The sequence below is a fragment of the Nocardiopsis sp. NPDC055551 genome (genome assembly GCF_053619415.1).
In genome coordinates, this window is the sequence record NZ_JBSHJJ010000009.1 from 209,492 (window position 1) to 234,804 (window position 25,313).

Consider the following 25,313-nt stretch of genomic DNA (forward strand, 5'->3'; position numbering starts at 1 on the left):
CGATCACGTGGTTTCACGCTCGTTTCACGCGCGCGACTAGGTAGCGTCAACAGGCGGAGCACCCGCGCGTGAAGCTGGGAGAACACCCGATGAGCACTTTGGTCACCGGAGCCACCGGACAGGTGGGCCGACGTGTCCTGACCGAGCTTCGCAGACGCGGCCTGCCCGCCGTGGGAGCCTCCAGGGACGGGGAGGTCCGTCTGGACTGGACGGACACCGGTAGCTGGAAACCGGCACTGGAGGACGTGGAGAGCCTGTTCGTGTCCGTGCCCATGGCCAGTGGGTTGACCGAGCGGGCGGAGGCCTTCCTTCAGCAGGCGTCCGAGTCGGGGGTGGGCACCGCCGTCCTGGTCACCGCCATGGGCGTGGAGGACGGTCCGCCCGACTCCGAGCAGCGTCGCCTGGAGTCCAAGGTCCGCGAACTGTTCGGTCGATGGACCATCGTGCGTCCCAACTGGCTGGACCAGGACTTCACCGAGGGCGTGTTCGCCCGTCTGGCACGCTCCCGTAACGGCCGGCTGGAACTGCCGGTGTCCAAGCGCGCCGCCGTCAGCTTCGTGGACGCCCGGGACGTCGCCGACACCGTCGTGGCCGCCCTCACCGACGACGCGCACCACGAGCGCGAGTACACGCTCACCGGTCCCGTCCCGGTCACCTTCCGCGAGGTGGTGAAGGGGACGAAGGGAACCGAGAGCCCGGTGTGGCGGTACAAGAAGGTCGACGAGGCCGGCTTCTACTTCCGCGCGACGGACATGGGCTGGTCGGAGCGGTACGTGGACACCCTCAACGAGCGCTTCCGCGCCATCGCCGACGGCCGGGCCGCCAAGGTGACCGAGGACGTCCGTCGGGCCCTGGGCCGCGACGCCGTCCCCATGGCCAAGTTCGTCCGCGAGGCGGTCAACTGACACCGGAGCCCCGGACGGTCGGCCGTCCGGGGCTCCGAGGGTTCGGGTCCTGCCTACTTCAGGAGCTGGCGGGCCATGACCATGCGCTGGATCTGGTTGGTGCCCTCGTAGATCTGGGTGATCTTGGCGTCGCGCATCATGCGCTCCAGCGGGAAGTCCTTCACGTAGCCGGCGCCGCCCAGCAGCTGCACGGCGTCGGTGGTGATCTCCATGGCGGCGTCGGAGGCGTAGCACTTGGCGGCCGCGCCGTAGAACGGCAGGTCCTCGTCGCCCCGCTCGGACTTGGCGGCGGCCACGTAGACCATCTGGCGGGCGGTCTCCAGCTTCATGGCCATGTCGGCCAGCATGAACTGGATGCCCTGGAAGTCGGCGATGGACTTGCCGAACTGCTTGCGCTCCTTGACGTAGGCCACGGCGTGGTCCAGAGCGCCCTGGGCGATGCCGACGGCCTGTGCGCCGATGGTGACGCGGGTGTGGTCCAGGGTGCGCAGCGCGATCTTGAGGCCCTCGCCCGGCGCGCCGACGATGCGGTCACCGGGGATGTGCACGTCGTCGAAGAACAGCTCGCGGGTGGGGGAGCCCTTGATGCCGAGCTTGCGCTCGGGCTCGCCCAGGGTGAAGCCGGCGTCGTCGGCGTGGACGACGAACGCGGAGATGTTGCTGCCGCGCTTGCCCTCGGGGTCGGTGACGGCGAGCACCGTGTAGTACTCGCTCACCCCGGCGTTGGTGATCCACGACTTCTGGCCGTTGAGGATCCAGTCGTCGCCCTTGGGGGTGGCCTGGGTGCGCATGGAGGCGGTGTCGGAACCGGCCTCGCGCTCGGACAGGCCGTAGGAGAACATCGCCTCGCCACGGGCCACGGGGGTCAGGTAGCGACGCTTGACGTCCTCGGAGGCACCCAGGATCAGCGGCATGGTGCCGAGCTTGTTCACCGCGGGGATCAGCGAGGAGGAGGCGCACACACGGGCGACCTCCTCGATGATGACGCAGGTCGCCAGCGCGTCGGCGCCCATGCCCTCGTAGTCCTCGGAGATGTGCGCGGCGTGGAAGTCCGTCGCGGTGAGGGCGTCGAGGGCGTCCTGCGGGAAGGCCGACTTCTCGTCCACCTCGGCGGCGTGCGGAGCGATCTTGTCCTCCGCGACGGAGCGCACCGCCTCACGCAGCTCCTCGTGCTCCTCGCTGGTCTTGAAAAGGTCGAAGTCGCTCATGATCTTCCCCGGTGTCTGGCACCAGTGCCGCGTCGGTCGGGGTTCGCCCGTTACGGAGCGGCGTTCAGGATGGTGCATCGCAAGGCGGCGGGAAGCCCTCATAGTGGTTCCTATGTGGGCTTTTCGCCAACGCGGCGAGGTGCCGTGCTGAACGCCGTGACGGGGTGAACCTTGGCCGACGCGGCACTAGGTGCCGATGTCTGGCATTCAGTGCCAGAGTAGGGGGTAGAGGCGATGAAGTACACCGACCGGTGGCGGTGATCCTCCGGAAGGGGGTCGTCCTCGGCGAAGAGGAGACGGATGATGGTCGAACGCAATGGTGGCGGTACCCGGGCCGTGGTGCTGGCGGCGGTACGCCTGTTCACCGAAGCCGGATACGACGCCACCACGATGGCGGGGATAGCCGAGGCGACCGGGGTGAGCCGACGTAGCCTCTTCCGCCGCTTCGGCTCCAAGGAGGACGTCCTCTTCGCCGAACACGACGAACTGTTCGAGACGGTGGTGCGCTACATGGAGGCCTCCCCGGAGTCGCCGACGGACTCCGTGCTGGCCGCCGCGCGCCTGGTCTTCCAGGGGTACGTGCGCGACCCCGAGATCACCGTGCCCCGCTACCGACTGGTGCGCGCCCACCCGCGGCTGCGCGACCGGGAGGTGGCCATGACGGCCCGCTACCAGGCGGCCTTCAGCCGTCACCTGGCCGAGGCCACCGGCGGCGGACGCCCCTCGTTGGAGGTGGAGGTGGTGGCCTCCGCCGTCATCGCGGCGCACAACCACGTCCTGCGCGGCTGGCTTCGCGATCCGGACGACGAGGGTGCGTGGCGGCGGTTCGACGAGGCCATGGAACGGGTCCGCGCCCTGGCAGCCCCCCTCTTCGAGGAGCCGGGCGAGGTCACCTCCGATCGGGACCGGATCGTGGTGGCCGTCTACCCGGGGGGCACCGATCCCGCCGAACTGGCGCGCCGGGTGACGGAGGCGGTCCGAGAGCGCGGGTAGGAACCCGGGGCACCTCGACCGCTGTCCTCGGCACGCCCATGCGGGCATAGGCTGTATGGGGCCGAAAAACGGGAGATCAGACGAGGCGAGGCGACGACGGGAATGAGCGTGGACACGGCGGGCACGGACAAACAGGGGTCCGAGGTCGCACACGAGGCGGAACGTCGGCGGACCTTCGCGGTCATCTCCCACCCCGACGCCGGTAAGTCGACGACCACCGAGGCCCTGGCGCTGCACGCCGCGGCCATCTCGTCCGCCGGAGCCGTGCACGGCAAGGGCGACCGCAAGGGCGTCACCTCCGACTGGATGTCGATGGAGCAGGACCGCGGGATCTCCATCACCTCGGCCGCCCTGCGCATCGACTACCGGGACCACGTCCTCAACCTGTTGGACACCCCCGGCCACGCAGACTTCTCCGAGGACACCTACCGGGTGCTCTCCGCCGTCGACTGCGCCATCATGCTGCTGGACTCGGCCAAGGGCCTGGAGCCGCAGACCCTCAAGCTCTTCGACGTGTGCCGGGCCCGCAAGATGCCGGTCCTCACGTTCGTCAACAAGTGGGACCGGCCCGGGCGCGAACCCCTCGAACTCCTCGACGAGATCGAGCAGCGCATCGGACTGCGCCCCACCCCGCTGAACTGGCCGGTCGGCATCGCCGGTGACTTCCGTGGCCTGATCGACCGCGCCTCGGGTACCTACACCAAGTTGACCCGGACCCCCGGTGGTGCTCAGAAGGCCATCGAGGAGGTCATGGACGACGACCGGGCCGCCGAGGTCGAACAGGACGCCTGGGTCCAGGCCAAGGAGGAGATCGAGTTGTTGGAGGCGCTGGGCGCCGACTTCGACCACGAGTCCTTCATGGCGGGCGAGTCCTCCCCGGTGCTGTTCGGCGCGGCGCTGTCCAACTTCGGTGTCGGTCAGTTGCTGGAGGCGGTCGTGGGCCTGGCCCCGGCGCCGTCGGCCAAGGTCGACGACCAGGATCGGCCCCGCCAGGTGGAGCGTCCCTTCTCCGGCCAGGTCTTCAAGATGCAGGCCAACATGGACAAGAACCACCGCGACCGGATGGCGTTCGTCCGGGTCAGCTCGGGTCGGTTCGAGCGCGGCATGGTGCTCACCCACGCTTCCACCGGCCGTCCCTTCGCCACCAAGTACACCCAGGCGGTCTTCGGTTCGGATCGCTCCACCATCGACACGGCCTACCCGGGCGACGTGATCGCCCTGGTCAACGCCCAGGCGTTGGCGGTGGGGGACACCCTCTACGACGGTCCCAAGGTGTCCTACCCGCCGATCCCCAGCTTCGCGCCGGAGCACTTCGTGGTGGCGCGGGCCTTGGACGCGAGCAAGTACAAGCAGTTCCAGCGGGGGATCGCCCAGCTCGACGCCGAGGGCGTGGTGCAGGTGCTCACCTCGGACGTGCGCGGTGAGCAGGCCCCGGTGCTGGCGGCGGTCGGACCACTGCAGTTCGACGTGGTCAAGCACCGCATGGAGCAGGAGTTCCGCAGCCCCATCGAGGCCTCGCCGCTGGAGTACTCCGTGGCTCGACGCACCGACGCCGTGTCCGGGCCGACCCTGCACGGGCTCTCCGGGGCCGAGGTGCTGCGTCGCCGCTCCGATGGTGAGCTGTTGGTGCTGGTGCACAACAAGTGGCGATTGAAGGTCATCGAGCGCGACCACCCGTCGCTGTTCATGGAGCCTTTGCTGGCCGGCGGCGTCGACGAAGGTTAGGACCACCGTCGATCGCCGGAGTACCGGTTTCCAACAGGAGGCCGCTTTTCCCACAAAGAGCGTTTGTTTCGTTTACCCCGGGTTAATCTTGGTCACCCTTTGTTGACTTCGGTCCCGTGTTCCGGCTCCATCGGCTTTCCGTATCGGGCCCTCGGCGGGCTTCTCCGAGGGGCGTTCGTCCCGGTCGGGAGCGGGCGCCGCGGACTGTCTGTGAAGTCTCGTTCCCGGGGCACATACTCCGACCCCTTCAGGGGTAGGGACACAGACCCTGGAGGGTGGTCGGTGCCGCCGGAGTCGGTGACAGAGGCCAAGATCACCGAGTCGGAGGCACCCCGCGTCAACCCCTGTGATCAGGGCGAAGGTACCCTGATCTCAGGCCACTAGGGCGCGTTCGAACACCTGGCCGCACCGAGTTCTGTTCGGGTCTGTCCGGATCTGTGAAGGGCACCCCCGTTGGACCGGTTCGGGTGGGTTTCGGAGTGCCCAGGGGACCTGTCCAGGAGGCCGACGGAAGACGGATGGGAGAACCCCGCCGTCTCCCGTAGAGGTCTCAGGGCGATCACGCTGTTAACGACATTCGGCAAAGTCTGTAAATCTTCACTCTCTGATAATTCTGTGCACGTCTGGGTATGTGTTGCATGTCACCTGTTCGTGAATCGGTGAAACTTATATGATTTTGCTTAACTGGCGTTTAACAAAACAGAACAATAACGAGTGAATCAAGAACGCGGCGGCGGATCGCCCTGCGTTCGACGTACCTCACGTATCCCCCGCCTGGAAAGGTTGACCTCGGGCATGAGCGATGACAAAGAGCGCACGGTGGAGCTCCACTACGAGGGCGGCGTGCTGAAGCTGCCGGTTTTCACCGGTACCGAGGGTGAGAGCACCATCGAGCTGAAGACCCTGCTGGGGTCGACCGGTATGACGACCCTGGACCCGGGGTTCGGCAACACCGCTTCGTGTAGCTCGAAGATCACCTACATCGACGGGGCCGCCGGGATCCTGCGTTACCGCGGATACCCGATCGAGGACCTCGCCGTCCACAGCACCTTCCTTGAGACCGCCTACCTCGTGATCTACGGGGAGCTTCCGGAGCCCGGACAGCTCAAGGAGTTCTCGGACAAGCTGCGCGACAACGCCGACATCCCGGCCGACATGGGCACGCTCATCGACGCGATGCCCCGCAACGGCCACCCCATGGCACTGATCGCCGGCGCCGTGAACACTCTGGCCGCGTACTACGAGGACAGCGCGGACCCTGAGGACGAGAACCAGGTAGAGCTCGCCACGATCCGGCTGTTGGCCAAGCTGCCGACGATCGCGGCCCGCATCTACCGCAACTCGATCGGTGAGACCCCGATCGCCCCGGACGACTCGCTCGACTACGTCGACAACTTCATCCGGATGACCTTCGGTGACAAGGCCCCCACCGGTGAGCTGGGCGACCTGTTCAACAAGGCCGTCGGCATGCTGCTGGTGCTGCACGCCGACCACGAGCTGAACTGCTCCACCGCCACCGTGCGCGTGGTCGGTTCCGCCAAGGCCGACATCTTCGCCAGCGTCGCCTCCGGCATCAACGCCCTGTCCGGCCCGTCCCACGGCGGTGCCAACCAGGCCGTGCTGGAGATGCTGGAGGAGATCCGCGACTCGGGCATCTCCATCGAGGACTTCCTGGAGAAGGTCAAGGCCCGCGAGATGCGTCTCATGGGCTTCGGGCACCGGGTCTACAAGAACTTCGACCCGCGCAGCAAGGAGATCAAGGTTCTGGCGAGCCAGATCCTGGACCGGCACGACAGCCCGGACGAGCTCTTCGCACTCGCCCTCAAGCTTGAGGCCGCCGCGCTGCAGGACCCGTACTTCACCGAGCGCAAGCTGTACCCGAACGTCGACTTCTACACCGGCGTCATCTACCGCACCATGGGCTTCCCGACCAACATGTTCACCGTGTTGTTCGCCCTCGGCCGCCTGCCCGGCTGGATCGCCCACTACCGCGAGCAGCTGCACGACCCGGCCTTCCGGATCGCGCGCCCGCGCCAGCACTACATCGGCTCGAACGAGCGCCGATACCCCGGCCAGGGCTGACACCCGCCCGAGAGCACCTCGACCGCCCGCCCACGTCACCGACGAGGGCGGGCGTTCCCATGTGCGCGCCACGAAGAAGGAACGGTGTAGAACCTCCCTTTCCTTGCGCTTTGCGTACCTTCTGTCATCGGTATGCGACGTTGAGAGAAGTGGCAACGAAGCGGCCCCGGACGGCGCGGGCCGCGCGAGGGAGGGGGCCCGGCTATGGTCCGGTACGAGTCGGCCGGTGACATGCTCGGTGAGCTGAGCCGAAGCTGGTGGGTCGTGGTCGTTCGCGGTGCCGCCGCCGTGATCTTCGGCTTGGTGGCGCTCATCTGGCCCGGGGTCACCACGGTGGCCCTGGCCTTCGTCTTCGGTGCCTTCGCGCTGGTGGACGGGGTCGTTCTGGGGTTCGCAGCCTTCCGGGCGGCCTCCGGCACCCGTCTTCCGTTGGTGATCCAGTCGGTGCTCGGCATCCTGCTGGGTGTGGCCGCCCTGATCTGGCCGACCGTCGCGGTGGTCGCCCTGGTCTTCGTCATCGGGGCATGGGCGATCGTCACCGGTATCGCCGAGATCATCACCGCGATACGACTGCGCGCGCAGATGACCTCTGAGTGGCTGCTGATCTTCGCCGGGGCGCTGTCGGTGATCTTCGGTCTGCTGCTGTGGCTCTGGCCCGGGCTGGGCGCGTTGGCGATGGTCGCCGTGGTCGGCGTCTACGCGATCGTGTTCGGGATCGCCCTGGTGATCGCGGGCCTGCGGCTCAGGGGCGCGGGCACCGCGACCGCTTCGTCGGAGGAGGATGAGGCGTTCGCCGAGGGGGACACCACCTACGAGTCCGGGCCGCGGCACGCCGGGGAGCCCGAGGGCGGTGACCTGCTCGCCGACGGCCCCACCGCAGAGGGGGACGAGCACGATGTCAGCGCCTTCGACGACGGTTACACGGACGGCTACCGCGACGGTTACCGGGGTGATCCGGCCGGCGCCACCGAGGCCTCCGTGTACGAGGACGAGACCGCCGCCCCGCGAGTGGGCAAACACCGCGCGCCCAAGGACCCGCCGGAGGACACCGGTACTCCGTAACGTGAAGGATCCCAGGTCGGTCCGCGCCGGCCGGGAGAGGGCCGAGTCGGCCGACCTGATTCTCGGGGACGACCGACTCGGCCCCTTCGCGCCGCCGACCAGTTCCACGCGGGCCCGGAAAAACGGGAGGACGGGACGGAGGGGAGTCCCCTACAGTGGGGCCATGGCCTTCCAGCAGCTGTTCTACCAGTAGGACCCCGCGTCCTCGACGCCTCCGCGCCGCCCCTTCCGAGGACCGGCGCCTCATAGTCCTACCCGTAGACAGTCTCAGGAGAGAACCATGACCCGTCGTGCCCATATCGCCATGGTCGGCGTCCCCGCGGTGAGCCACGTCCTGCCAAGCCTGGAGATCATCCGCGAACTGGTCCGTAGGGGCCACCGCGTCACCTACGCCAACGACCCCGTCGGTCGGATCGGTGAGCTCATCGAGTCCACCGGCGCCGAGCTCGTCCCCTTCACCACCACCCTGCCCACGGGGGACGAGGAGTGGAGCGACGATCCGATCGAGGGGATGGACATCTTCCTCGACGACGCCATCAACAGCCTGCCCGTGCTTCGGAAGGCCTATGAGGAGGACCGTCCCGACCTGTTCCTCTACGACATCGGTGGGTACACCGCCCGCGTCATGGGGATCGAGTGGGGGATCCCCACCATCCAGCTGTCTCCGACCTACGTCGGCTGGGCCGACCACGCCGACACCGTCATGGTCTGGCTGCGCGAACAACCGGGGGCCGAGGAACACTTCGCCAAGTTCGACGCCTGGCTGGTCGAGAACGGGGTGGAGGGGCTGGACCACGCCGGCTTCGCGGGCGAACCCGATCGGGCGTTGGCGATGATCCCACGCGAGATGCAGCCCTTCGCCGACACGGTGGCCGACACGGTCACCTTCGTCGGGCCCTGCCTGGGCGAGCGTGCGGACCAGGGAACCTGGACCCGACCGGCCGACGCGGAGAAGGTCGTCCTGGTGTCGCTGGGTTCGGCCTACACGGAACGACCGGACTTCTACCGCGAATGCGTGCGGGCCTTCGGCGACCTGCCCGGGTGGCGCACCGTCCTCCAGATCGGTGAGTACGTCGACCCGTCCGTGTTGGGGGAGGTCCCCGACACCGTCGAGGTCCGCCGATGGGTTCCGCAACTGGACATCCTGCGGCAGGCGGACGCCTTCGTCACCCACGCGGGTATGGGAGGCTCTAGTGAGGGTCTCCACACCGGTACCCCGATGATCGCGGTGCCGCAGGCGGTGGACCAGTTCGACAACGCCGACCGCCTCCAGGAACTGGGGGTGGCCCGCCGGATCGACACCGAGGCGGCCACCGCCGAGGTACTGCGCGACGCGCTGCTCGACCTCACCCGCGATCCCGAGGTCGCGCGCCGACTGGCCGACATCAGCGGCCGACTCCAGCGCAGCGGTAGCCCCTACGCGGCCGACCTCATCGAAGCCGCGATTCCTTAGGTCCGACCTGATCGGACCCGACCCCACACCGACCGGTGCGCCGTCCTCGCGGGCGGCGCACCGGCCGTGTCCGTACCCATCGAAAGGGGCAGTGCCCATGGACCACCTCGTCGTCGTCACAGGAGGACCGGGTTCGGGCAAGACGACGCTGATCGACCACCTCGCCGGGCTCGGCCACGGACGCACCGTGGAGGCCGGGCGGGCGATCATCCGCGACCAGCGGGCGATCGGTGGTCCAGGCCTGTCCTGGCGTGACGAGGACCTGTTCGTCGAGCTGATGCTCTCGTGGGACATGCGTTCGCACCGGGAGGCGGCCGGCCGGGAGGGCCTGGTCTTCTGTGACCGGGGAGTGCCCGACATGGTCGGCTACTTCCTCCAACGGGGTCGGCGCGTCCCCGAACACGTGCGTGAGGCGGCCCGACTGTTCCGCTACCACCACCGCGTCTTCCTCGCCCCGCCCTGGCCGGAGATCTACGCCGGGGACACCGAACGACACCAGTCGCCGGAGGAGGCCGAACGCACCTTCGCCGCGATGCGGGAGGGTTACCCCTCGTGCGGGTACGAGACGGTTCTGTTGCCCCGCGCGTCGGTCGTCGATCGTGCCCGTTTCGTCCTGGAGACCCTCGAAACGGACGCGGCGAGTCGGCCGCTGTGATGCTCGTGAGGACGTCCGTGCCGTGGTTGTGGCCGTACGTGGCCGTATAACGCGAAGTCCCTTGTGGATCGGGGTGGTCGCCGCCACACTCTTTCTATACACAGGGTGGGGGTGATTCGGCAGGTGGCGCACGCGTCGGGGTTCGGCATGCCGCCGATGAGCTGGGAAGGGATCGACCACGCGCTCAATCGTGTCCGTGGTGAGGTCGATCGGATCTCCCTCAACCTGGCCGATCTCGACCGGCACACGGTGTACCGCCTGCTCCGTGGCGCCGAACTGAACGGTGGGACCCGCGGTCGCTGGGAGGCCGCGGACGTACACGCCCACCGGTTGTGGCCGACCCACGCCGCCTTCGAATCGGTGGTCGAACACGCCGCGCGCCTGCGCGAGTCCGGAGTCGCCGACTCCCAGGCCGAGCTCACCCGACTGCTCATGGGCGAGTCCGTGACCCTGCCCCTGGCCGAGGTCCCCCTGCGCGAACGCGGCCTGCTCGACCCGGGCACCGAGAACATCACCCTGGCCGAGGCCATCGCCCGGATGACCGCCGACTACGAGGCGATCACGGAGGTCGTCTCCGCGGTGGAGACCGCCTGGGACGCCCTCCACCCGCGGCTCGACGAACTCGACGCGATGTGGCGGGAGGTCGGCACGCTCGCGGACATGGTCGAGGTTCCCGACGACGAGTACGAGGACCTGCGCGCCGAACTGGAACGGGTCGGGAACACCGTGCGCCGCGACCCGTTGTCGCTGGTCGCCGACGGTGGCGTGGACACCCTCGACCTGGACCGTATGCGTTCGATCCTGGACCGGACCCGGGGTGAACTCCGGGACGCCCTGCGCATGCGCGACGCCTACGACGAGAGCGTGAGCCGGCTCGATTCGGCCATCGACGACGTCGAGAAGGTGGTGCTGCGCTCCCGTGACCTGCGTGTCCGTGTGGTCGCGAAGATCTCCTCCCCGGCGGCCATCGACGTCCCCGACCCGGTCCCGGAGCTGCGCGCGGCCATCGCCGAGATGGACGAACTGCGGTCCCGGCGACGGTGGCGGGCCCTGGGCGCGCGCCTGGGGGAACTACAGCGCTCCGTGCACGAGTCCGGGGACGACGCGCGCGACCGGGAACGCAACCTCGGCGGCCTCCTCCAACGCAGGGCCGAACTGAGAGGGCGCCTGGACGCCTTCCGCGCCCGGGCGGTGCGCCTGGGCCTGGCCGAACACGAACGACTTGTCGAACCCCATGGGCGTGCGCACTGGGAGTTGTGGAAGGCCCCCTGCGACCTGCGGGCCGCCACGGTGGCGCTGTCCGCCTACCAGAGGGCGCTTCAGGAACTCGTGGGGACCGAGACCCCCTCGGTCGGAACCCAGGACGGCGGTGTGAACAGATGAACGAGTGCGCCTCCCCCGGCTGCTCGGGGCTGATCGAGGACGGCTTCTGCGGTGTGTGCGGTCTGGCGCCCATGGACGCGCCGACCACCCGCACCCCGGGACCGGGGCCCTCCGTTCCCCCGTGGAACGGCCCCTCGGGCGGGAGCCCCGCGGACATCGAGGGGGCCGTCCACTCACACCCGATCAGCTCCGGCAACGTCCGCATCTCGGGGCGCTCCGGCCCGGGCAGCATCTCGGGTTCCAGCGGTGGTTCGCGCAGCGGACGCACCTCCAGCGCCGGCTCCCGACGCGGCATGCTCGGGTTGGGCATGGTCCAGGTGCCGCTGGTGCCGGCGAAGGACCCCTCCGAGGCGATCATGACCGCCCCGGTCGTGTCGGAGAAGAACCGCTTCTGCGGCAACTGCTCGGAGAGGGTCGGTCGGACCAGAGGCGACCAACCGGGCCGCACCGAGGGTTTCTGCCGCCAGTGCGGCACCCAGTTCTCCTTCACCCCCAAACTGGTCGAACGCGAGGTGGTCGGCGACCAGTACGAGGTGCTCGGCTGTCTGGCCCACGGCGGGCTGGGCTGGATCTACCTGGCCAGGGACCGCAACGTCAACAACCGCTGGGTGGTGCTGAAGGGCCTGCTCAACGCGGGTGACGCCGAGGCGCACAAGGCGGCCGCGGCCGAACGCGCCTTCCTCTCCGAGGTCGAGCACCCCAACATCGTCAAGATCATCAACTTCTCTCAGCATCCCGACCCGCGCACCGGGATCCCCGGCGGCCACATCGTCATGGAGTACGTGGGCGGCAAGTCGCTGCGGGAGCTGCTCATCGAGCGCCGGGAGCAGGGGACGAGCGAGGACGTCCTGCCCCTGGAACAGGTCATCGCCTACGGGCTGGAGTGCCTGAGGGCCCTCGGCTACCTGCACTCCAAGGGGCTGCTGTACTGCGACTTCAAACCGGACAACGTCATCCAGAGCGAGGAGCAGATCAAGCTCATCGACCTGGGCGGCGTCCGACGCATGGACGACGGACTCAGCCCCGTCTACACCACACCCGGGTACCGGGTTCCCGAGGAAGAGCTGCGCGGCCCCGGCCCCAGTGTCAGCGCCGACCTGTACTCGGTGGGGCGGGCCCTGGCGGTGCTCAGCTTCCACTTCGGCTTCATCCGCAAACACCCGCACGACCTTCCGCCCCGGCACGAGGTGCCGTTGCTGCGGAGGTTCGAGTCCTACGACCGCTTACTGCGCAGGGCGACCCACCACGACCCGGAGGCGCGCTTCCACGACGCCGGTGACATGGCCGACCAGCTCACCGGTGTGTTGCGCGAGGTGCTCGCGGAGATCGAGGGGACGCCCCACCCGGCGGCCTCCGCGCTCTTCGGCGGAGAGACCTTCACCGGGCTGCCCGAGTCCGGCGCACACGACGCCGACCGGATGCTGTCCCCGCCCGGCCCCATCGAGGCCGCGGCGCTGTTGCCCTCACCGCTCATCGACCAGCTCGACCCCGCGGCCCAACACCTGCGCAACCACGTGGGCATGGCCCCGAACGAACTCATCCCGATCCTGCGGTCGGCCAGGGCACCCTCGCCGGAGACCCTGCTCATGCTGTCCCGGTCGCTGATGACGGTCGGCCGCTACAAGGAGTCGCTGGACGTACTGGAACGGTTCAGCCTCGCGGTCCCCGGTGACTGGCGCACCATGTGGTACCTCGCGGTCGCCGAGCTGAGCACCGGCCGGTTCCACGAGGCCCGAGACCACTTCGCCGAGCTGTACGCCCACCTGCCCGGGGAGGCCGCGCCCAAGCTCGGGCTCGCCCTGGCCTGCGAGCGCACCGGTGAACACGACGTCGCCGCCCGCCGGTACGCCACGGTGTGGACCACCGACCACTCCTACGTGAGCGCCGCGTTCGGCCTGGCCAGGATCCGGCTCGCCCAGGACGACCGGACCGGCGCCATCGAGGTGCTGGACACCGTCCCCGAACTGTCCAGCATGTACGTCCACGCCCAGACCGCGCTGATCTCCGTGCTGGCCGGGGGCACCGGCGACGGCATGGGCCTGGTCAGGGCGGGGGAGAGGCTCGGCCGGATCGGTCTGGACAGCGAGTCCGTCGACCGACTGGCCGTACGGGTCCTGGAGTCCGCCCTGGAATGGCTCCGGGGCGGCGGGGCCCCACCACGGGGGAGCCTACTTCTCGAAGACGAGCTCACCGAGGACGGGGTGCGCGCCAACCTGGAACGCCGCTACCGGTCCCTGGCCCAACGGACCGGTCACGTCATGGAGCGTTACGAGCTCATCGACAAGGCGAACTCCCTACGTCCCGTGACCCTGCTGTGAGGATAGAAGGAACGGCGATGACGATGGTCCGGACCTGCCCCACCTGCGCCGAAACGGTGTCGACGAGCGACGCCTTCTGTGAGGGTTGCGGCCGGAACCTGCCCGTGGAGGCGCACACCCCCGTGCCGAACCCGGAGGCCACGGCACCCGACTCGGTACCGACCGCGCCCCAGGAGAGCATGGCCGGGGTCTCCCCGGGCACCGACGTGGACGAGGTCGACGCGCAGGCCACGCAACCCATCCGCCGCGACGCGGTGATCCCGCGGACCGGTCCGGCACCGGTCTCGCCGAAGGTGGCCCCCGAGTGGCGCCCTCCCACCCCCGGCGGTGAACCGGTCGTGGCCGCCGACCCCGGCCAGTGCGTGTGGTGCCCCGGGCGGGTGGTGGACGGCTACTGCGAGAAGTGCGGATTCCTCCAGCCCACCGGCCGCGACCACGTCGAGGTACGCGCCGGGACGGTCTTCGGGGTCAGCGATCGCGGGCTGCGCCACAAGCGCAACGAGGACGCCATGGCCATCCGGGTGATCGAGGACGACGCCCCGCACGCGGCGGGCGCCGTCGTCGCGGTGGTCTGCGACGGAGTGTCCAGCTCGCCCCGCTCGGACGAGGCCTCCAGGGTCACCGCGGAGACGGGCGCGACCGTGCTCGCCGAACGTCTGCGCCAGGGCGCAGACCCCCGTGAGGCCACCGGGGAGGCGATGACCCAGGCCGCCCGGGCCGTCGCGGCCATCGCCGAATCACCCGAATTCGCGCCCGCCTGCACCTTCGTGTCGGCCGTGACCTGCCCGAAGACGGGGGCGGTGACCGTCGGGTGGGTCGGCGACAGCCGTGCCTACTGGCTCTCCGGTGGGCCCACCTCCAGTACCTCCACCCTGCTCACCAGGGACGACTCCTGGAGCGAGGCGATGGTGCAGATGGGCGCGCTGACCCGGGAGGAGGCCATGCGCTCGGCCAACGCCCACGCGCTCATCGCCTGGATGGGCGCGGACTCCGGCGAGATCGACGCGCACATCTCCACCGTGACCCCCACCGGACCCGGCGCCGTCGTGCTGTGCAGCGACGGCCTGTGGAACTACTACCCGGAGGCCGAGGCCCTGGCCGACGCCGTACCGGGCACCGGCACCGCGCCCTTGGAAGCGGCCAGAACCTACGTCGGGCTGGCGCTGAGAGCCGGCGGTAAGGACAACATCACCGTCGTCGTCATACCCGTACCCACAGGGGGTCGCCGTGCCGAACACGTCTGACCGGGCCGGGGGGCCCGAGTTCCGGATCCAGGTGGACCAGAACCCCTACCTGCCGCTGGGCGGTACGGAGGTGCACGCCGTGGTGAGCGTGACCTCCCACAGCCCCGTCCTGGTGGGGACCTCGGTACGCGCCTCCGAGGTGATCATCATCGACACCTCCGGGTCCATGTACGGCGAGAAGATCAACGCGGCCAAGCAGGCGGCCCGCGCGGCGATCGAGACCCTGCGCGAGGGTGTGCGCTTCGCGATCGTCGCCGGACACCGCGAGGCCGAGATGATCTACCCCGCCGCCGATCGGTTGGCCGAGGTGGACGACCGGACCCGCGCGCAGGCCCTGGAAGCCGTGGGCCGGTTGCGCGCCGACGGCGGCACCCGGATGGGTGCCTGGCTGCTCAAGGCCGCGGAGTTGTTCGAATCCGGTGGCGAGGGCATCAAGCACGCCATCCTTCTCACCGACGGTCAGAACAACGAGATGTCCGATGTCTTCGAGGAGGTGCTCCGACGGATCGCGGGCAGGTTCGTCTGCGACTGTCGCGGGGTCGGCACCGACTGGAAGGTCGAGGAACTGCGCCGCGTCGACGCGGCGCTCCTGGGCGGCGGCCCCGGCATCATCGCCGACCCCGCCGACATGACCGCCGACTTCCGGGCCATGGCCCAGGCGTCCATGGGCAAGACCGTGGCCGACGTGGCGTTGCGCCTGTGGGCCCCGCAGAACTCCGTGGTGCGTTTCGTCAAACAGGTCGCGCCCACGGTCCAGGACCTCACCGACCGCGCCGTCCAACGGGTACCGCAGGCCAACGACTACCCGACCGGGTCCTGGGGCACCGAGGGCCGCGACTACCACGTGTGCGTCGAGGTGCCCGCGGGCGACCCCGGACGACAACTGCGCGCCGGATGGGTGCGCGTGGTGATGCCCGGCCGGACCCCGGACCGGGACGAGGTCCTGGCCTCGGGGAACATCCTCGCCGAGTGGACACCGGACGAGGCCAGGGCCACCGAGATCAACCCCCGGGTGGCCCACTACACGGGTCAGGTGGAACTGGCCCGGGCGATCCAGGACGGGCTCACGGCCCGTCGAGGGGGCGACGAGGCCACCGCCACCACACGATTGGGTCGGGCCGTCGCGCTCGCACACGAGTCGGGCGATGAGGAGACGGCGAGGCTGCTCGACCGGGTCGTCGACGTGATCGACCCGGTCACCGGAACCGTCCGACTCAAGCCCGGCGTCGACAAGATCGACGAGATGACCCTCGACACCAACTCGACCCGGACCGTACGGACCCGCCCCCGCCAGCACGGGCCGGGAACCGGCGGTGCCCCCGGACCCGGGTAGGAGGGACCCATGCCGAGTTGCCCTTCAGGGCACCACTCCACGGCCGACGACTTCTGCGACATCTGCGGGCTGCGACTCCAAGCGTGGTCCGCCACACGGGTCGCCTCCGGACGGCGTCGTCCGGAACCGCCCCGACCCCCCACCCCCGCCCCCGACCCGCCACCTCCACCACCGCCCAGACCCGTACCGGCGCAACGCGGTGGCCCCTGCCCGGAGTGCGGCACGTCCCGGGCCGGTCGTTTCTGCGAGGAGTGCGGCTACGACTTCGCGTCACAGTCCGGCAGCCACCAACGCCGGATGTCGGATCCTGGGAGCGCGTCGAGGGGAGTGCGCTGGCGGGCGATCGTCGCCGCCGATCCGGCCTACTACCAGTACATGGTCGACCAGGGGATGCTCGATCCCGACCGGATCGACTTCCCCACCGGCCAAAGGCAACGTCGGGTGACCCTCAAGGGCGATCGCGTGCACATCGGTCGGGGGAGTCGCTCGCGCGAGTTCTTCCCCGAGATCGACCTGGGCGGGCCCGGGGGAGACCCCGCCATCTCCCACATCCACGCGGTTCTGTTGGCCCGCCCCGGCGACACCTGGTCGTTGGTGGACCCGGGCTCGACCAACGGGACCACGATCAACGGGACCGCCAACCCCATAGCGCGCAACGTGGAGGTCCCCCTGAACGACAGCGACCGGATCTACGTCGGCGCGTGGACCTCCATCCTCCTCCAGAAGGGGTGAACCCCGTTGATGCCCCCGAACCCCGAACAAGTGGCAGGGCGACCCGAGCCGGGAGCCCCCTCCCTACCGCCGGGACCACCGCCACGGACCCCCGGCGGCCCGGCACCCGGTGCGCCGCGCCCCAAAGGAACGGCGGTCGCCTCGTCACCCGGGAGGGAGCGCCCCACACCACGGTCGCGCTCCTGGGGGCCGAGGATCCGATCGACCTTGGGCACCACCCCGGCCCGGGTGTGGATGCTGTCCCTGCTGTGCGTGGCGACCATCGCGGGCCTGTTCGGGTCCGCGACCGTCACCCTCGGCCAGGCCCGAGACGGACTCGACGTCCTGGGCCGGGACGCCGGCCCCCAGGCCATGGCCACCACCGAGCTGTACCTGGCCCTGGCCGACATGGACGCCCGAGTCACCGACATCCTCCTCATGGGTACCGACCACGACCTCGGGTCGGGGCGTGCGGAGGCCGAGAACGGTTATGAGACCAGCCGGACCCAGGCCGGTCGGGCCCTGCTCCACGCGGCCTCGTTGACCGAGTCGAGCGAGCCGACCGATGAGCAGACGGTCGAGGAGTACAACGTCCAGGCGGTCCTGGACGGGATCGGTGCCTACGAACAGTTGGCCGCGCAGGCCCGGCTGCTCAACGACGAGGCCGAAGCCCCGCCGGGGGAGGTCGACCCCGAGGCCCTGCGAAGCTATCGGCAGGCAACACAGCTGATGCACACCGAACTCCTGCCCAAGGCGTTCAACCTGGGACTGGACTCCTCGGCGATCGTGCGCGCCAACCACGAGGAGGGACAGTCCTCGGTCGCGCTGGGGCTGGTGTGGGTCGGAGGAGTCGGGGTGGCCACCGTCGCCTCCCTCATCGCCCTTCAGCTGTACCTGCGGGTGCGGTTCCGCCGTCGGTTCAACGCCCCGCTCCTGGCCGCGACCGTCGGCACCGTCGTCCTGACCGTCGGGGTCACGCTCGCGCTCAACAGCAGCGGCGGCCACCAGGGAGAGGCCAAGGACGAGGGGTTGGACGCCGCGATGGCGTTGGCGCGAGCGGGCGCCATCACCACGGACATGCAGGCCGACCAGAGCCGATACCTGATCGACGACTCGTTCGCCGACAACTACCAGCAGGTCTACCTGGAACGATCCCAGCAGGTGCTGTTCCGCCCGGCGAGCACCCTGGACGACTACTACGCGCAGGTCGCCGAGGTACCTGAGGCGTTCCCGAACCTGCCCGGATCGGACGGCTCCGACCCCGAGGACCCCGGAACGTTGGGCTACCTGGGGGAGGACGCCCGGGACGCGCTGCTTCCGGGACACGAGGACGCGCTCGCCGAGGTGCTGACGGCCTACAACGACCTGCAGGTCGAGGACCAGAGCCTGCGCGCCGCCGTGGGGGAGGGCGACCGAGAGACCGCGATCGACGTCCGGATGGGGGTCTCCCACACCGAGGACGGGGTCTTCCCCGCCTACATGGACGCCCTGGACGGACTGATCGACCTGCACCAGGAGGAGTTCGCCGACGGCATCGAACGGGGCAACACGGCGCTCGCACCGTGGACCTGGGGTCTTCCGGTCGGTGCGCTGATCCTGTTGACCCTGGTGGTGATCGGGGTCCGTCCCCGGCTCGCCGAGTACCGCTGAGGGACTGTTCGGGATGAACAGTCGGATCGAGGTGAACACGCACATGTGGTTCGGACGTCGTCGCGCGTGGTCCGTGGCGGCCCTGCTCGCCACGGCGACGCTGGTTTCGCCCGCCTGCTCGGCGGAGGGACGGGAGTCCCTGGTGGACGCGGAGTCGTTGACCATCGGGGTCAAGGCCGACCAGCCCGGGTTGGGCCTGGACGTGGAGGGGGAGCTGGTCGGGTTCGACGTGGACGTGGCCCACGAGATCGCCGAACGGTTGGGTGTCACCGACGTGGAGCTGGTCGGGGTCACCTCGGCCGAACGCGAGGACAAGCTGGTCAGTGGCGAGGTGGACATGGTCGTGGCGACCTACTCCATCACTCCGGCCCGCAAGACCGAGGTGATCTTCGGCGGTCCGTACTACGTGGCCAAGCAGGACATCCTGGTGCACGCCGACGAGAGCGAGGTGTCCGGGGTCCGTGACCTGGAGGGGCGCAGTGTCTGCCAGGGGGAGGGCTCCAACTCGGCGCGGCGGATCACCGACGGACTCGGGATCGACGTGTCCGAACTACAGGAGGCGGAGAGTTACAGCGCCTGCATAGAGCGTCTCGCCGAGGGAGAGGTGGACGCGGTGTCCACCGACAATCTGATTCTCGCCGGCTACCTCGCCGAGAACCCGGACGGGTTCCGATTGGTCAACAATCCCTTCACCGACGAGAAGTACGGGGTCGGGTTGCCCTATGGCGACGTGGCCGCCTGCGAGGCCGTGAACAAGGCGGTCGGGGAGATGTACCAGGACGGGACGGCGTCCGAACTGCTCGACAAGTGGTTCGGCGAGACCGGCCTCGAAGTGGTCCGCAGCGTGCCCCAATTCGAGGGGTGTGACTAAGGCGCTTCGAGCCGGGAAGAGCACTCGGGGAACATCGGTCGACGGGGGTCTACCGGGGTGGCCCGAATGGGTCTTATGGCAGATACTGAACCTTATGTAGCGAATTGGGGGACAGAGGAGGAGTTGGCCGTTGACCATCGTCGAGTTCCTGAAGGAACGTCTCGATGAGGACGAACGCGCGTCCAAAGCCGTGCCCGTGGGTTCGCGCGGTCGGGAGAGAGCCCTGGCCGAAGTCGCGGCCAAACGCAAGATCGTCCAGGGCTACACCGAGGCGCACGCCGCGAGCATGCGCATCCTGGACGCGTCCGGAACGGCCGTGAAGGTCAAGGGCGATCCCTGGTCGGAACTGCTGGCCTGGCGGCTCGCGGTGAAGTACCTCGCCGCCGTCTACCGGGGCCACCCCCTCTACGACCCCACCTGGGAGGACTGAAGGCGGGCGTCAACCCCTCCGTACCGCGTTCAAGCGCGGGATCTGTTCGACGGCCCACGGACTGATCGCCCAGGGGGCGCCTTCGGCGAGGGCGACCACGCCCTCCCAATCCGCCCACGCGTATTCGGCCACCTCGTCGGGGTTCGGGGCGGGCTCGTCCTCGGTGCGCGCCCAGAACACCGGGCAGAACTCGTTCTCCACGATGCCCTCGGCCGAGATCGCCCGGTATCGGAAGTCCGGCAGGGCGTCGGTGATCTCGGTCAACCCGATCCCCAGTTCCTGTCGCGCCCTGCGGCGGATCGCGTCCGGAATCGACTCCTCCGGGGCCGGGTGGCCACAGCAGCTGTTGGTCCACACCCCCGGCCAGGTGGTCTTGCCCAGCGCGCGACGGGTGAAGAGCACCCGGCCGTCCGGGCCGAAGATGTAGCTGGAGAACGCCAGGTGCAGAGGGGTGTCCTCGGTGTGCACCACGGCCTTGTCCGCCGAACCGGTGGGGCGGTGCTCCTCGTCCAGCAGCACCACGAATTCGCGCTCCGCCGTACTCGGTCCGGAAACGGGCCGGGACATGGTTCCTCCCTCGTTGGCGGACACCTCTCGTGCCGCACGTGTCGACGCTGACTCCCCCATGGTCCCTCATGGTCGCCTCTCACGGGGGCGAATACGAATCAGGTGGTCGGAGGAGCCGGGCGTCCCGGTCCGAATCTGCGCATAAGGTTCCTGTTGGCCCGGCCAAGCGGGCACCAGGAACAGCGGCGGGTGTGGTGATGACGGAGACGATGACCAGGGTGACGGCCGACGGGATCGACCCGGAGGAGCTTCGGAGGTGCCTGGAGGTCCTCGCGAAGGCCGAGACCCTGCCCCCTGACCACGAGGACTCGCTCACCCTGCAACGGGCCACCTCCGGTCTCTTCAAGGCCGTCAAGGAACGCCGCCGCAAGGAGCGTCGAGCCGCCGAGAAGCTCCACGACAGCTCCGTCATGGCCGCCACGGCCACCGCGGCGCCGGACCGAATCGACGACGAGACCAACGGTCGCGCGCTCACCAGCGGCAGCACCGGAGCACTCGCCGGGGTGCTGCGCAAGGCCCGCCCCTGTTACGTGTGCAAGCAGAAGTACCGCGAGGTCGACGCCTTCTACCACCAGCTGTGTCCGGAGTGCGCGGCCTTCAATCGAGAACGCCGCAACGCCCGGACCGATCTCACCGGTCGCCGCGCCCTGCTGACCGGCGGCCGCGCCAAGATCGGCATGTACATCGCGCTGCGGTTGCTGCGCGACGGTGCCCACACCACCATCACCACGCGCTTCCCCAACGACGCCGTGCGCCGCTTCGCCGCGATGCCCGACAGCGACCGGTGGCTGCACCGGCTCGACGTCGTCGGGATCGACCTGCGTGACCCCGGCCAGGTCCTGCGGTTGGCCGACTCGGTGAGCGGGCGCGGGCACCTGGACATCCTCATCAACAACGCCGCGCAGACCGTACGGCGCTCGCCCGACTCCTACGCGCCGCTCATCGCCGCGGAGGCCCGACCGCTCACCGGCGACGGCCTGCCCGAACCCCTGGTGCTCGGCGGTGTGCGCCCACAAGCCCTGGAGGGCGCCGGGGAGACGGACATCGCCCGCGTCGCACCGCACACCCTCACCCCGGAGATGCTCACCTCGCTGGCGCTGACCACCGGCGCCGCCCACCCCGACCGGGTCCGTGCGGGCGGCGCGATCGACGCCGGCGGTCTCGTCCCCGACCTGGCCCCGGTCAACAGCTGGACCCGAACGGCCGGGGAGATCGACCCCGTGGAGATGCTCGAAGTCCAGCTGTGCAACGTCAGTGCCCCGTTCCTCCTGGTGAACCGGCTGCGCCCTGCGCTGGCCGCCTCCCCGGCCCGTCGTACCTACGTGGTCAACGTTTCCGCGATGGAGGGCGTGTTCGGTCGCGGTTACAAGGGGCCCGGGCACCCGCACACCAACATGGCCAAGTCCGCGCTGAACCAGCTCACCCGGACCAGCGCCGAGGAGATGTTGGAGTCCGACGGCATCCTCATGACCAGCGTCGACACCGGATGGATCACCGACGAACGCCCGCACCCGGACCGGGAGCGCCTCGCCGAGGCCGGGTTCCACGCTCCGCTCGACCTGGAGGACGGGGCGGCGCGCGTCTACGACCCGATCGTCCGCGGGGAGCTGGGCGAGGACCTGTACGGCTGCTTCCTCAAGGACTACAGGACCGGCGACTGGTAGGTCGCGGGCTCAGGGCAGCAGGATCAGGCGGACCGGTGATCCGAACCGTCCGGCCAGTCGTTCCACCGCGCCCGGGGCCCGTTCCAGCGGGAACGTGTCGCTGATGGACCGGGAGAACTCCACCCGTCCGGCGCGCACCAGGTCCACCAGCTCCACCACGTGCGCGGGCTCGGAACCGTGGTGGCCCAGGATCCGTTGGCGCAGGTAACCGAAGCGGGTGCCGCCGGAGACCTCCAACGGCTTGTCGGCCAGTCCGACCAGCACGAGCCGCCCGTGTTCGCCCAGGACACGGGTGGCCTGTTCCCGGACGGTCGGTGCCCCGGCGAAGTCGAAGGCGACGTCCAGCCCGCGCCCGTGGGTGAGCTGTCCGATCCGAGTGAGGAAGTCCGGGGCCGTGGGATCGAGGGCTTCGTCGGCGCCATGGTCGAGGGAACGCTTGCGCGCGATCTCGTCGGGATCGGCGACGATGATCGGGGCCGCGCCGACCATCCGCAGCAGCTGGACCGCGTGGACGCCCAGACTGCCCGCGCCCCACACGCACACCGCCTCCGCGGCGCGCACGTCGCCGGTGGCGGAGACCGCGGCCCAGGCCGTGGCCACCGCGCCCGGGATGATCGCCCCCTGTTCGAACGGCAGGGCGTCGGGGATCGGAACGAGGGTGTCCTCGTTGGCCAACACGTACTCGGCCCATCCTCCGTCGTAGTCCACCCCGCGGGTGAGCAGCCGGCCACGGTGGTCGTGTTCGTCGGTCCGGAGCGCCACCCTGCCGCCGACCTCGTGGCCCAGGACCTCCGTGCCGACCTCCACGATCTCGCCGGACACCTCGTGACCCGGGGTGACGGTATCCCCCCGAAGGTAGAGCGGGGACAGATCGCCCTCGACCAGGTGTACGTCGGACGGGCAGATCCCCGCGGCCCTCACCCGGATCAGCACCTGTCCTCGACCAGGTACCGGTTTGGGGACGTCGGTGACCTTCAGGGTCCGGTCGGTGATGTTCAACCGGGCCGCACGCATGGTGGCCATGGGGTATTCCTCGCAGACGTGTCGTCGTAACGCGATTCCCCACGATCATCACGCTCCGCACATGAGTCCGTACGGGGGCGACACGGGTCATAAGGGTCAGAACCCGCTCACTTTTTTGTCAAGCGGGACAGTTCAGGCGACTCAGGCGACCAGACCGTTGCGATGCGCCCAGATGGCGATCTCCACCCGGTTGCGGGCGCCGAGCTTCTCCTGCACCCGGGCCAGGTGGGTCTTGACCGTGCTCACGGTGACGTACAGTTCCGCGGCGACCTCGGTGTTGGTGAGACCACGCGCCACCTCGCGCACGATGTCCAGTTCGCGGGCGGTCAACCCTCCCGGGTCGGGTTCGGCCCTCCGTGCCGTCGGCCGAGTGAAGTGCCGCAGCAGTCGCACGGTGATCCGTGGCGACACCAGGGCGTCGCCGCGCGCCGCGGCCCGCACCGACTCGATCAGCAACGCCGGCCCCGCGTCCTTGAGTAGGAAGCCCACGGCGCCGCCGGTCAACGCGGCGTGCACGTATTCATCCAGGTCGAAGGTGGTCACCACGACCACCTTCACCGGGTCGTCGAGCCCCGGCCCGGCAAGCCGACGGGTGGCCTCCAACCCGTCGATCCCGGGCATTCGGATGTCCATGAGGACCACGTCCGGCCGGAGTTCCCCGGCCAGGCGGACCGCCTCCACTCCGTCCCCGGCCTCGCCCACCACCGCGATGTCGTCCTCGGCGTCGAGCATGTAGCGAAAACCCGTCCGCACCATGCTCTGGTCGTCGGCGAGCAGCACCCGAATCGTCAACGTGTTCCTCTCCTGGGGACCGGGATCGTCGCCGACACCGTCCACCCCCCTCCGCTGGGGCCGGCGGACAGTTCTCCGCCGAGCACCCGGGCCCGTTCCGCCATCCCGACCAGACCGTGGCCGCCCCCGGAGGGAGCACCGCTCCGGGCCCCGCCCCGGCCATCGTCCACCACCCGCAGCGTCACCTCGTCGGCGTCGTCTCGCACCTCGATGTCCACCCGTGACGCGCCACGGGCATGGCGCAGCGCGTTCGTCACCGACTCCTGCGCGATCCGCCAGACCGCGGTGCCGACCGCCGCGGGCAGTTCCGGCACCGGTCCCTCCAACCGCACCGAAACCTCCGGATGCCCGGGCCCGGCGGGGGTGGCGAGCGACCGCAGTCCGTCGACCGGGTCGGACGTCAAGGGGGCCTCCTCCTCCGGATCACGCAGCCGAGAGACCATACCGCGCATCGAATCCAACGCCCGGGCGCCCGCCTCCTCGATCTCCGGTAGGGCCTCACCGACCAGCTCCGGCCTACGGTCGGCCACGTGCCGTAGCGCCTGGACCCGCACCACGATCCCGGTCACCTCGTGCGCCACCACGTCGTGCAGGTCCCGAGCGATGGCCAACCGTTCCTCGGCACGGACCCGGTGTACCCGGGTCCGCCGTTCCATCGCCCGCCAGCGCAGGTACGCACCGGGTGCCGACCCCACCAGCACCAGTAACAACGCGGCTTGCGGTTGGAGACTGAAGGACTCCCGCAGATAGTCGGACAGCACCGCGAAGAAGCACAGGACCGACACCGGCAGGATCTGCCAGGGGTGGCAGCGCAGGGCGACCAGGGAGAGCACGATCAGGAGGGCGAGTGTCTCCGCCCCCTGGATGGAATACCCGAACACGCCCATGGGCAATGGCCAGAGCAGCGCCGAGGCGACCAGCACCACCGTGGGAACGGTCACCCCGGCGGCCATGGTGGCCCATGGACCGACCCGTGGCCATACGGCCAGGGCGACCACCAGCGCGCACACGACCCCGGAGGCCCACGGCACGAAGTCCATCGATGAGTGTGGCGGCCCCGGCCAGTCGTCCATCGCCCGCGCGTGGAGGACGTAGCGCAGATCATGCACCGAGGCCACGAGCAACGCGCCCCCCAGCCCCGCCGCCGCCAATCGCGACAGGGACCGGGACCTGCGCTCGACGAAGGCGAACAGCCCGTTCGTGAGGGTGGCAAGGTTCATGGTGCCCAAGGCTAGGTCGCCGGC

General features: G+C 69.5%; 21 protein-coding genes. 16 read left to right on the top strand and 5 right to left on the bottom strand.

Annotation, left to right across the window (positions count from 1 at the left end; translation table 11 throughout):
* Positions 1-89 precede the first annotated feature (89 nt).
* Complete coding sequence (locus ACWGSK_RS17910) at positions 90-905, top strand: SDR family oxidoreductase (RefSeq protein WP_358507140.1); 816 nt, start codon at positions 90-92, stop codon at positions 903-905.
* A gap of 53 nt (positions 906-958) precedes the next feature.
* Here ACWGSK_RS17910 and ACWGSK_RS17915 read toward each other — a convergent pair whose 3' ends face one another.
* On the bottom strand, positions 959-2,113 hold the full coding sequence (locus ACWGSK_RS17915; protein WP_358507138.1) for an acyl-CoA dehydrogenase family protein: 1,155 nt from the start codon (positions 2,111-2,113) through the stop codon (positions 959-961).
* A 300-nt stretch (positions 2,114-2,413) separates the two neighbouring features.
* On the opposite strand from ACWGSK_RS17915, the gene ACWGSK_RS17920 reads away from it, so the two are divergent.
* The 14 genes from ACWGSK_RS17920 to ACWGSK_RS17985 all read left to right on the top strand — a co-directional run bounded on the left by ACWGSK_RS17920 (position 2,414) and on the right by ACWGSK_RS17985 (position 20,023).
* Positions 2,414-3,106: a TetR/AcrR family transcriptional regulator gene (locus tag ACWGSK_RS17920; RefSeq protein ID WP_358507136.1), complete on the top strand. Its 693-nt coding sequence runs from the start codon at positions 2,414-2,416 to the stop codon at positions 3,104-3,106.
* A gap of 102 nt (positions 3,107-3,208) precedes the next feature.
* Positions 3,209-4,831 (top strand): peptide chain release factor 3, encoded by a 1,623-nt coding sequence (locus ACWGSK_RS17925; protein WP_358507134.1) that lies wholly within the window; start codon positions 3,209-3,211, stop codon positions 4,829-4,831.
* 795 nt (positions 4,832-5,626) lie between these two features.
* A complete protein-coding gene (locus tag ACWGSK_RS17930; RefSeq protein WP_358507132.1) occupies positions 5,627-6,913 on the top strand; it encodes a citrate synthase in 1,287 nt (428 codons plus the stop codon).
* Between the two features lie 204 nt (positions 6,914-7,117).
* On the top strand, positions 7,118-7,975 hold the full coding sequence (locus ACWGSK_RS17935; RefSeq protein WP_358507130.1) for an HdeD family acid-resistance protein: 858 nt from the start codon (positions 7,118-7,120) through the stop codon (positions 7,973-7,975).
* 280 nt (positions 7,976-8,255) lie between these two features.
* Complete coding sequence (locus ACWGSK_RS17940) at positions 8,256-9,428, top strand: macrolide family glycosyltransferase (protein ID WP_358507128.1); 1,173 nt, start codon at positions 8,256-8,258, stop codon at positions 9,426-9,428.
* A gap of 97 nt (positions 9,429-9,525) precedes the next feature.
* Positions 9,526-10,083 (top strand): AAA family ATPase, encoded by a 558-nt coding sequence (locus ACWGSK_RS17945; protein ID WP_358507126.1) that lies wholly within the window; start codon positions 9,526-9,528, stop codon positions 10,081-10,083.
* Between the two features lie 156 nt (positions 10,084-10,239).
* Complete coding sequence (locus ACWGSK_RS17950; RefSeq protein ID WP_358507265.1) at positions 10,240-11,466, top strand: hypothetical protein; 1,227 nt, start codon at positions 10,240-10,242, stop codon at positions 11,464-11,466.
* Positions 11,463-13,784, top strand: coding sequence for a serine/threonine-protein kinase (locus tag ACWGSK_RS17955; protein ID WP_358507124.1), 2,322 nt, complete (start codon positions 11,463-11,465; stop codon positions 13,782-13,784). The genes ACWGSK_RS17950 and ACWGSK_RS17955 overlap by 4 nt, the downstream gene beginning before the upstream one ends.
* A gap of 17 nt (positions 13,785-13,801) precedes the next feature.
* A complete protein-coding gene (locus ACWGSK_RS17960) occupies positions 13,802-15,028 on the top strand; it encodes a PP2C family protein-serine/threonine phosphatase (protein WP_358507122.1) in 1,227 nt (408 codons plus the stop codon).
* Entirely contained in the window at positions 15,012-16,361 is a 1,350-nt protein-coding gene (locus tag ACWGSK_RS17965) for a vWA domain-containing protein (protein ID WP_452456293.1), read from the top strand. The genes ACWGSK_RS17960 and ACWGSK_RS17965 overlap by 17 nt, the downstream gene beginning before the upstream one ends.
* A 9-nt stretch (positions 16,362-16,370) precedes the next feature.
* Positions 16,371-17,093, top strand: coding sequence for an FHA domain-containing protein (locus ACWGSK_RS17970; RefSeq protein ID WP_358507118.1), 723 nt, complete (start codon positions 16,371-16,373; stop codon positions 17,091-17,093).
* Between the two features lie 234 nt (positions 17,094-17,327).
* Positions 17,328-18,722: a hypothetical protein gene (locus tag ACWGSK_RS17975; RefSeq protein ID WP_452456330.1), complete on the top strand. Its 1,395-nt coding sequence runs from the start codon at positions 17,328-17,330 to the stop codon at positions 18,720-18,722.
* Positions 18,723-18,765: 43 nt separating this feature from the next.
* Positions 18,766-19,593: a glutamate ABC transporter substrate-binding protein gene (locus ACWGSK_RS17980; RefSeq protein WP_452456331.1), complete on the top strand. Its 828-nt coding sequence runs from the start codon at positions 18,766-18,768 to the stop codon at positions 19,591-19,593.
* 130 nt (positions 19,594-19,723) lie between these two features.
* On the top strand, positions 19,724-20,023 hold the full coding sequence (locus tag ACWGSK_RS17985) for a DUF6221 family protein (protein WP_358507117.1): 300 nt from the start codon (positions 19,724-19,726) through the stop codon (positions 20,021-20,023).
* Between the two features lie 9 nt (positions 20,024-20,032).
* Here the strand turns inward: ACWGSK_RS17985 and idi are convergent, their stop codons facing one another.
* On the bottom strand, positions 20,033-20,590 hold the full coding sequence (idi, locus tag ACWGSK_RS17990) for an isopentenyl-diphosphate Delta-isomerase (RefSeq protein ID WP_358507115.1): 558 nt from the start codon (positions 20,588-20,590) through the stop codon (positions 20,033-20,035).
* Positions 20,591-20,787: 197 nt separating this feature from the next.
* Between idi and ACWGSK_RS17995 the strand changes: the two genes are divergently transcribed.
* Entirely contained in the window at positions 20,788-22,254 is a 1,467-nt protein-coding gene (locus ACWGSK_RS17995; RefSeq protein WP_358507113.1) for an SDR family NAD(P)-dependent oxidoreductase, read from the top strand.
* A 9-nt stretch (positions 22,255-22,263) separates the two neighbouring features.
* On the opposite strand, the gene ACWGSK_RS18000 is transcribed toward ACWGSK_RS17995, so the two are convergent.
* The 3 genes from ACWGSK_RS18000 to ACWGSK_RS18010 form a co-directional block, all read right to left on the bottom strand.
* A complete protein-coding gene (locus ACWGSK_RS18000; protein ID WP_067604607.1) occupies positions 22,264-23,277 on the bottom strand; it encodes a zinc-binding dehydrogenase in 1,014 nt (337 codons plus the stop codon).
* A 141-nt stretch (positions 23,278-23,418) separates the two neighbouring features.
* Positions 23,419-24,069, bottom strand: coding sequence for a response regulator transcription factor (locus tag ACWGSK_RS18005; RefSeq protein WP_358507111.1), 651 nt, complete (start codon positions 24,067-24,069; stop codon positions 23,419-23,421).
* Positions 24,066-25,289 (bottom strand): sensor histidine kinase, encoded by a 1,224-nt coding sequence (locus tag ACWGSK_RS18010; RefSeq protein ID WP_452456294.1) that lies wholly within the window; start codon positions 25,287-25,289, stop codon positions 24,066-24,068. Before ACWGSK_RS18010 ends, ACWGSK_RS18005 begins: the two co-directional genes overlap by 4 nt.
* Positions 25,290-25,313 lie beyond the last annotated feature (24 nt).

Coding starts and splice junctions, on each gene's coding strand:
- ACWGSK_RS17910 (WP_358507140.1), top strand. CDS start 90: ATGAGCACTTTGGTCACCGGAGCCACCGGACAGGTGGGCCGACGTGTC.
- ACWGSK_RS17915 (WP_358507138.1), bottom strand. CDS start 2,113: ATGAGCGACTTCGACCTTTTCAAGACCAGCGAGGAGCACGAGGAGCTG.
- ACWGSK_RS17920 (WP_358507136.1), top strand. CDS start 2,414: ATGATGGTCGAACGCAATGGTGGCGGTACCCGGGCCGTGGTGCTGGCG.
- ACWGSK_RS17925 (WP_358507134.1), top strand. CDS start 3,209: ATGAGCGTGGACACGGCGGGCACGGACAAACAGGGGTCCGAGGTCGCA.
- ACWGSK_RS17930 (WP_358507132.1), top strand. CDS start 5,627: ATGAGCGATGACAAAGAGCGCACGGTGGAGCTCCACTACGAGGGCGGC.
- ACWGSK_RS17935 (WP_358507130.1), top strand. CDS start 7,118: ATGGTCCGGTACGAGTCGGCCGGTGACATGCTCGGTGAGCTGAGCCGA.
- ACWGSK_RS17940 (WP_358507128.1), top strand. CDS start 8,256: ATGACCCGTCGTGCCCATATCGCCATGGTCGGCGTCCCCGCGGTGAGC.
- ACWGSK_RS17945 (WP_358507126.1), top strand. CDS start 9,526: ATGGACCACCTCGTCGTCGTCACAGGAGGACCGGGTTCGGGCAAGACG.
- ACWGSK_RS17950 (WP_358507265.1), top strand. CDS start 10,240: ATGAGCTGGGAAGGGATCGACCACGCGCTCAATCGTGTCCGTGGTGAG.
- ACWGSK_RS17955 (WP_358507124.1), top strand. CDS start 11,463: ATGAACGAGTGCGCCTCCCCCGGCTGCTCGGGGCTGATCGAGGACGGC.
- ACWGSK_RS17960 (WP_358507122.1), top strand. CDS start 13,802: ATGACGATGGTCCGGACCTGCCCCACCTGCGCCGAAACGGTGTCGACG.
- ACWGSK_RS17970 (WP_358507118.1), top strand. CDS start 16,371: ATGCCGAGTTGCCCTTCAGGGCACCACTCCACGGCCGACGACTTCTGC.
- ACWGSK_RS17975 (WP_452456330.1), top strand. CDS start 17,328: ATGCTGTCCCTGCTGTGCGTGGCGACCATCGCGGGCCTGTTCGGGTCC.
- ACWGSK_RS17980 (WP_452456331.1), top strand. CDS start 18,766: ATGTGGTTCGGACGTCGTCGCGCGTGGTCCGTGGCGGCCCTGCTCGCC.
- idi (WP_358507115.1), bottom strand. CDS start 20,590: ATGTCCCGGCCCGTTTCCGGACCGAGTACGGCGGAGCGCGAATTCGTG.
- ACWGSK_RS17995 (WP_358507113.1), top strand. CDS start 20,788: ATGACGGAGACGATGACCAGGGTGACGGCCGACGGGATCGACCCGGAG.
- ACWGSK_RS18000 (WP_067604607.1), bottom strand. CDS start 23,277: ATGGCCACCATGCGTGCGGCCCGGTTGAACATCACCGACCGGACCCTG.
- ACWGSK_RS18010 (WP_452456294.1), bottom strand. CDS start 25,289: ATGAACCTTGCCACCCTCACGAACGGGCTGTTCGCCTTCGTCGAGCGC.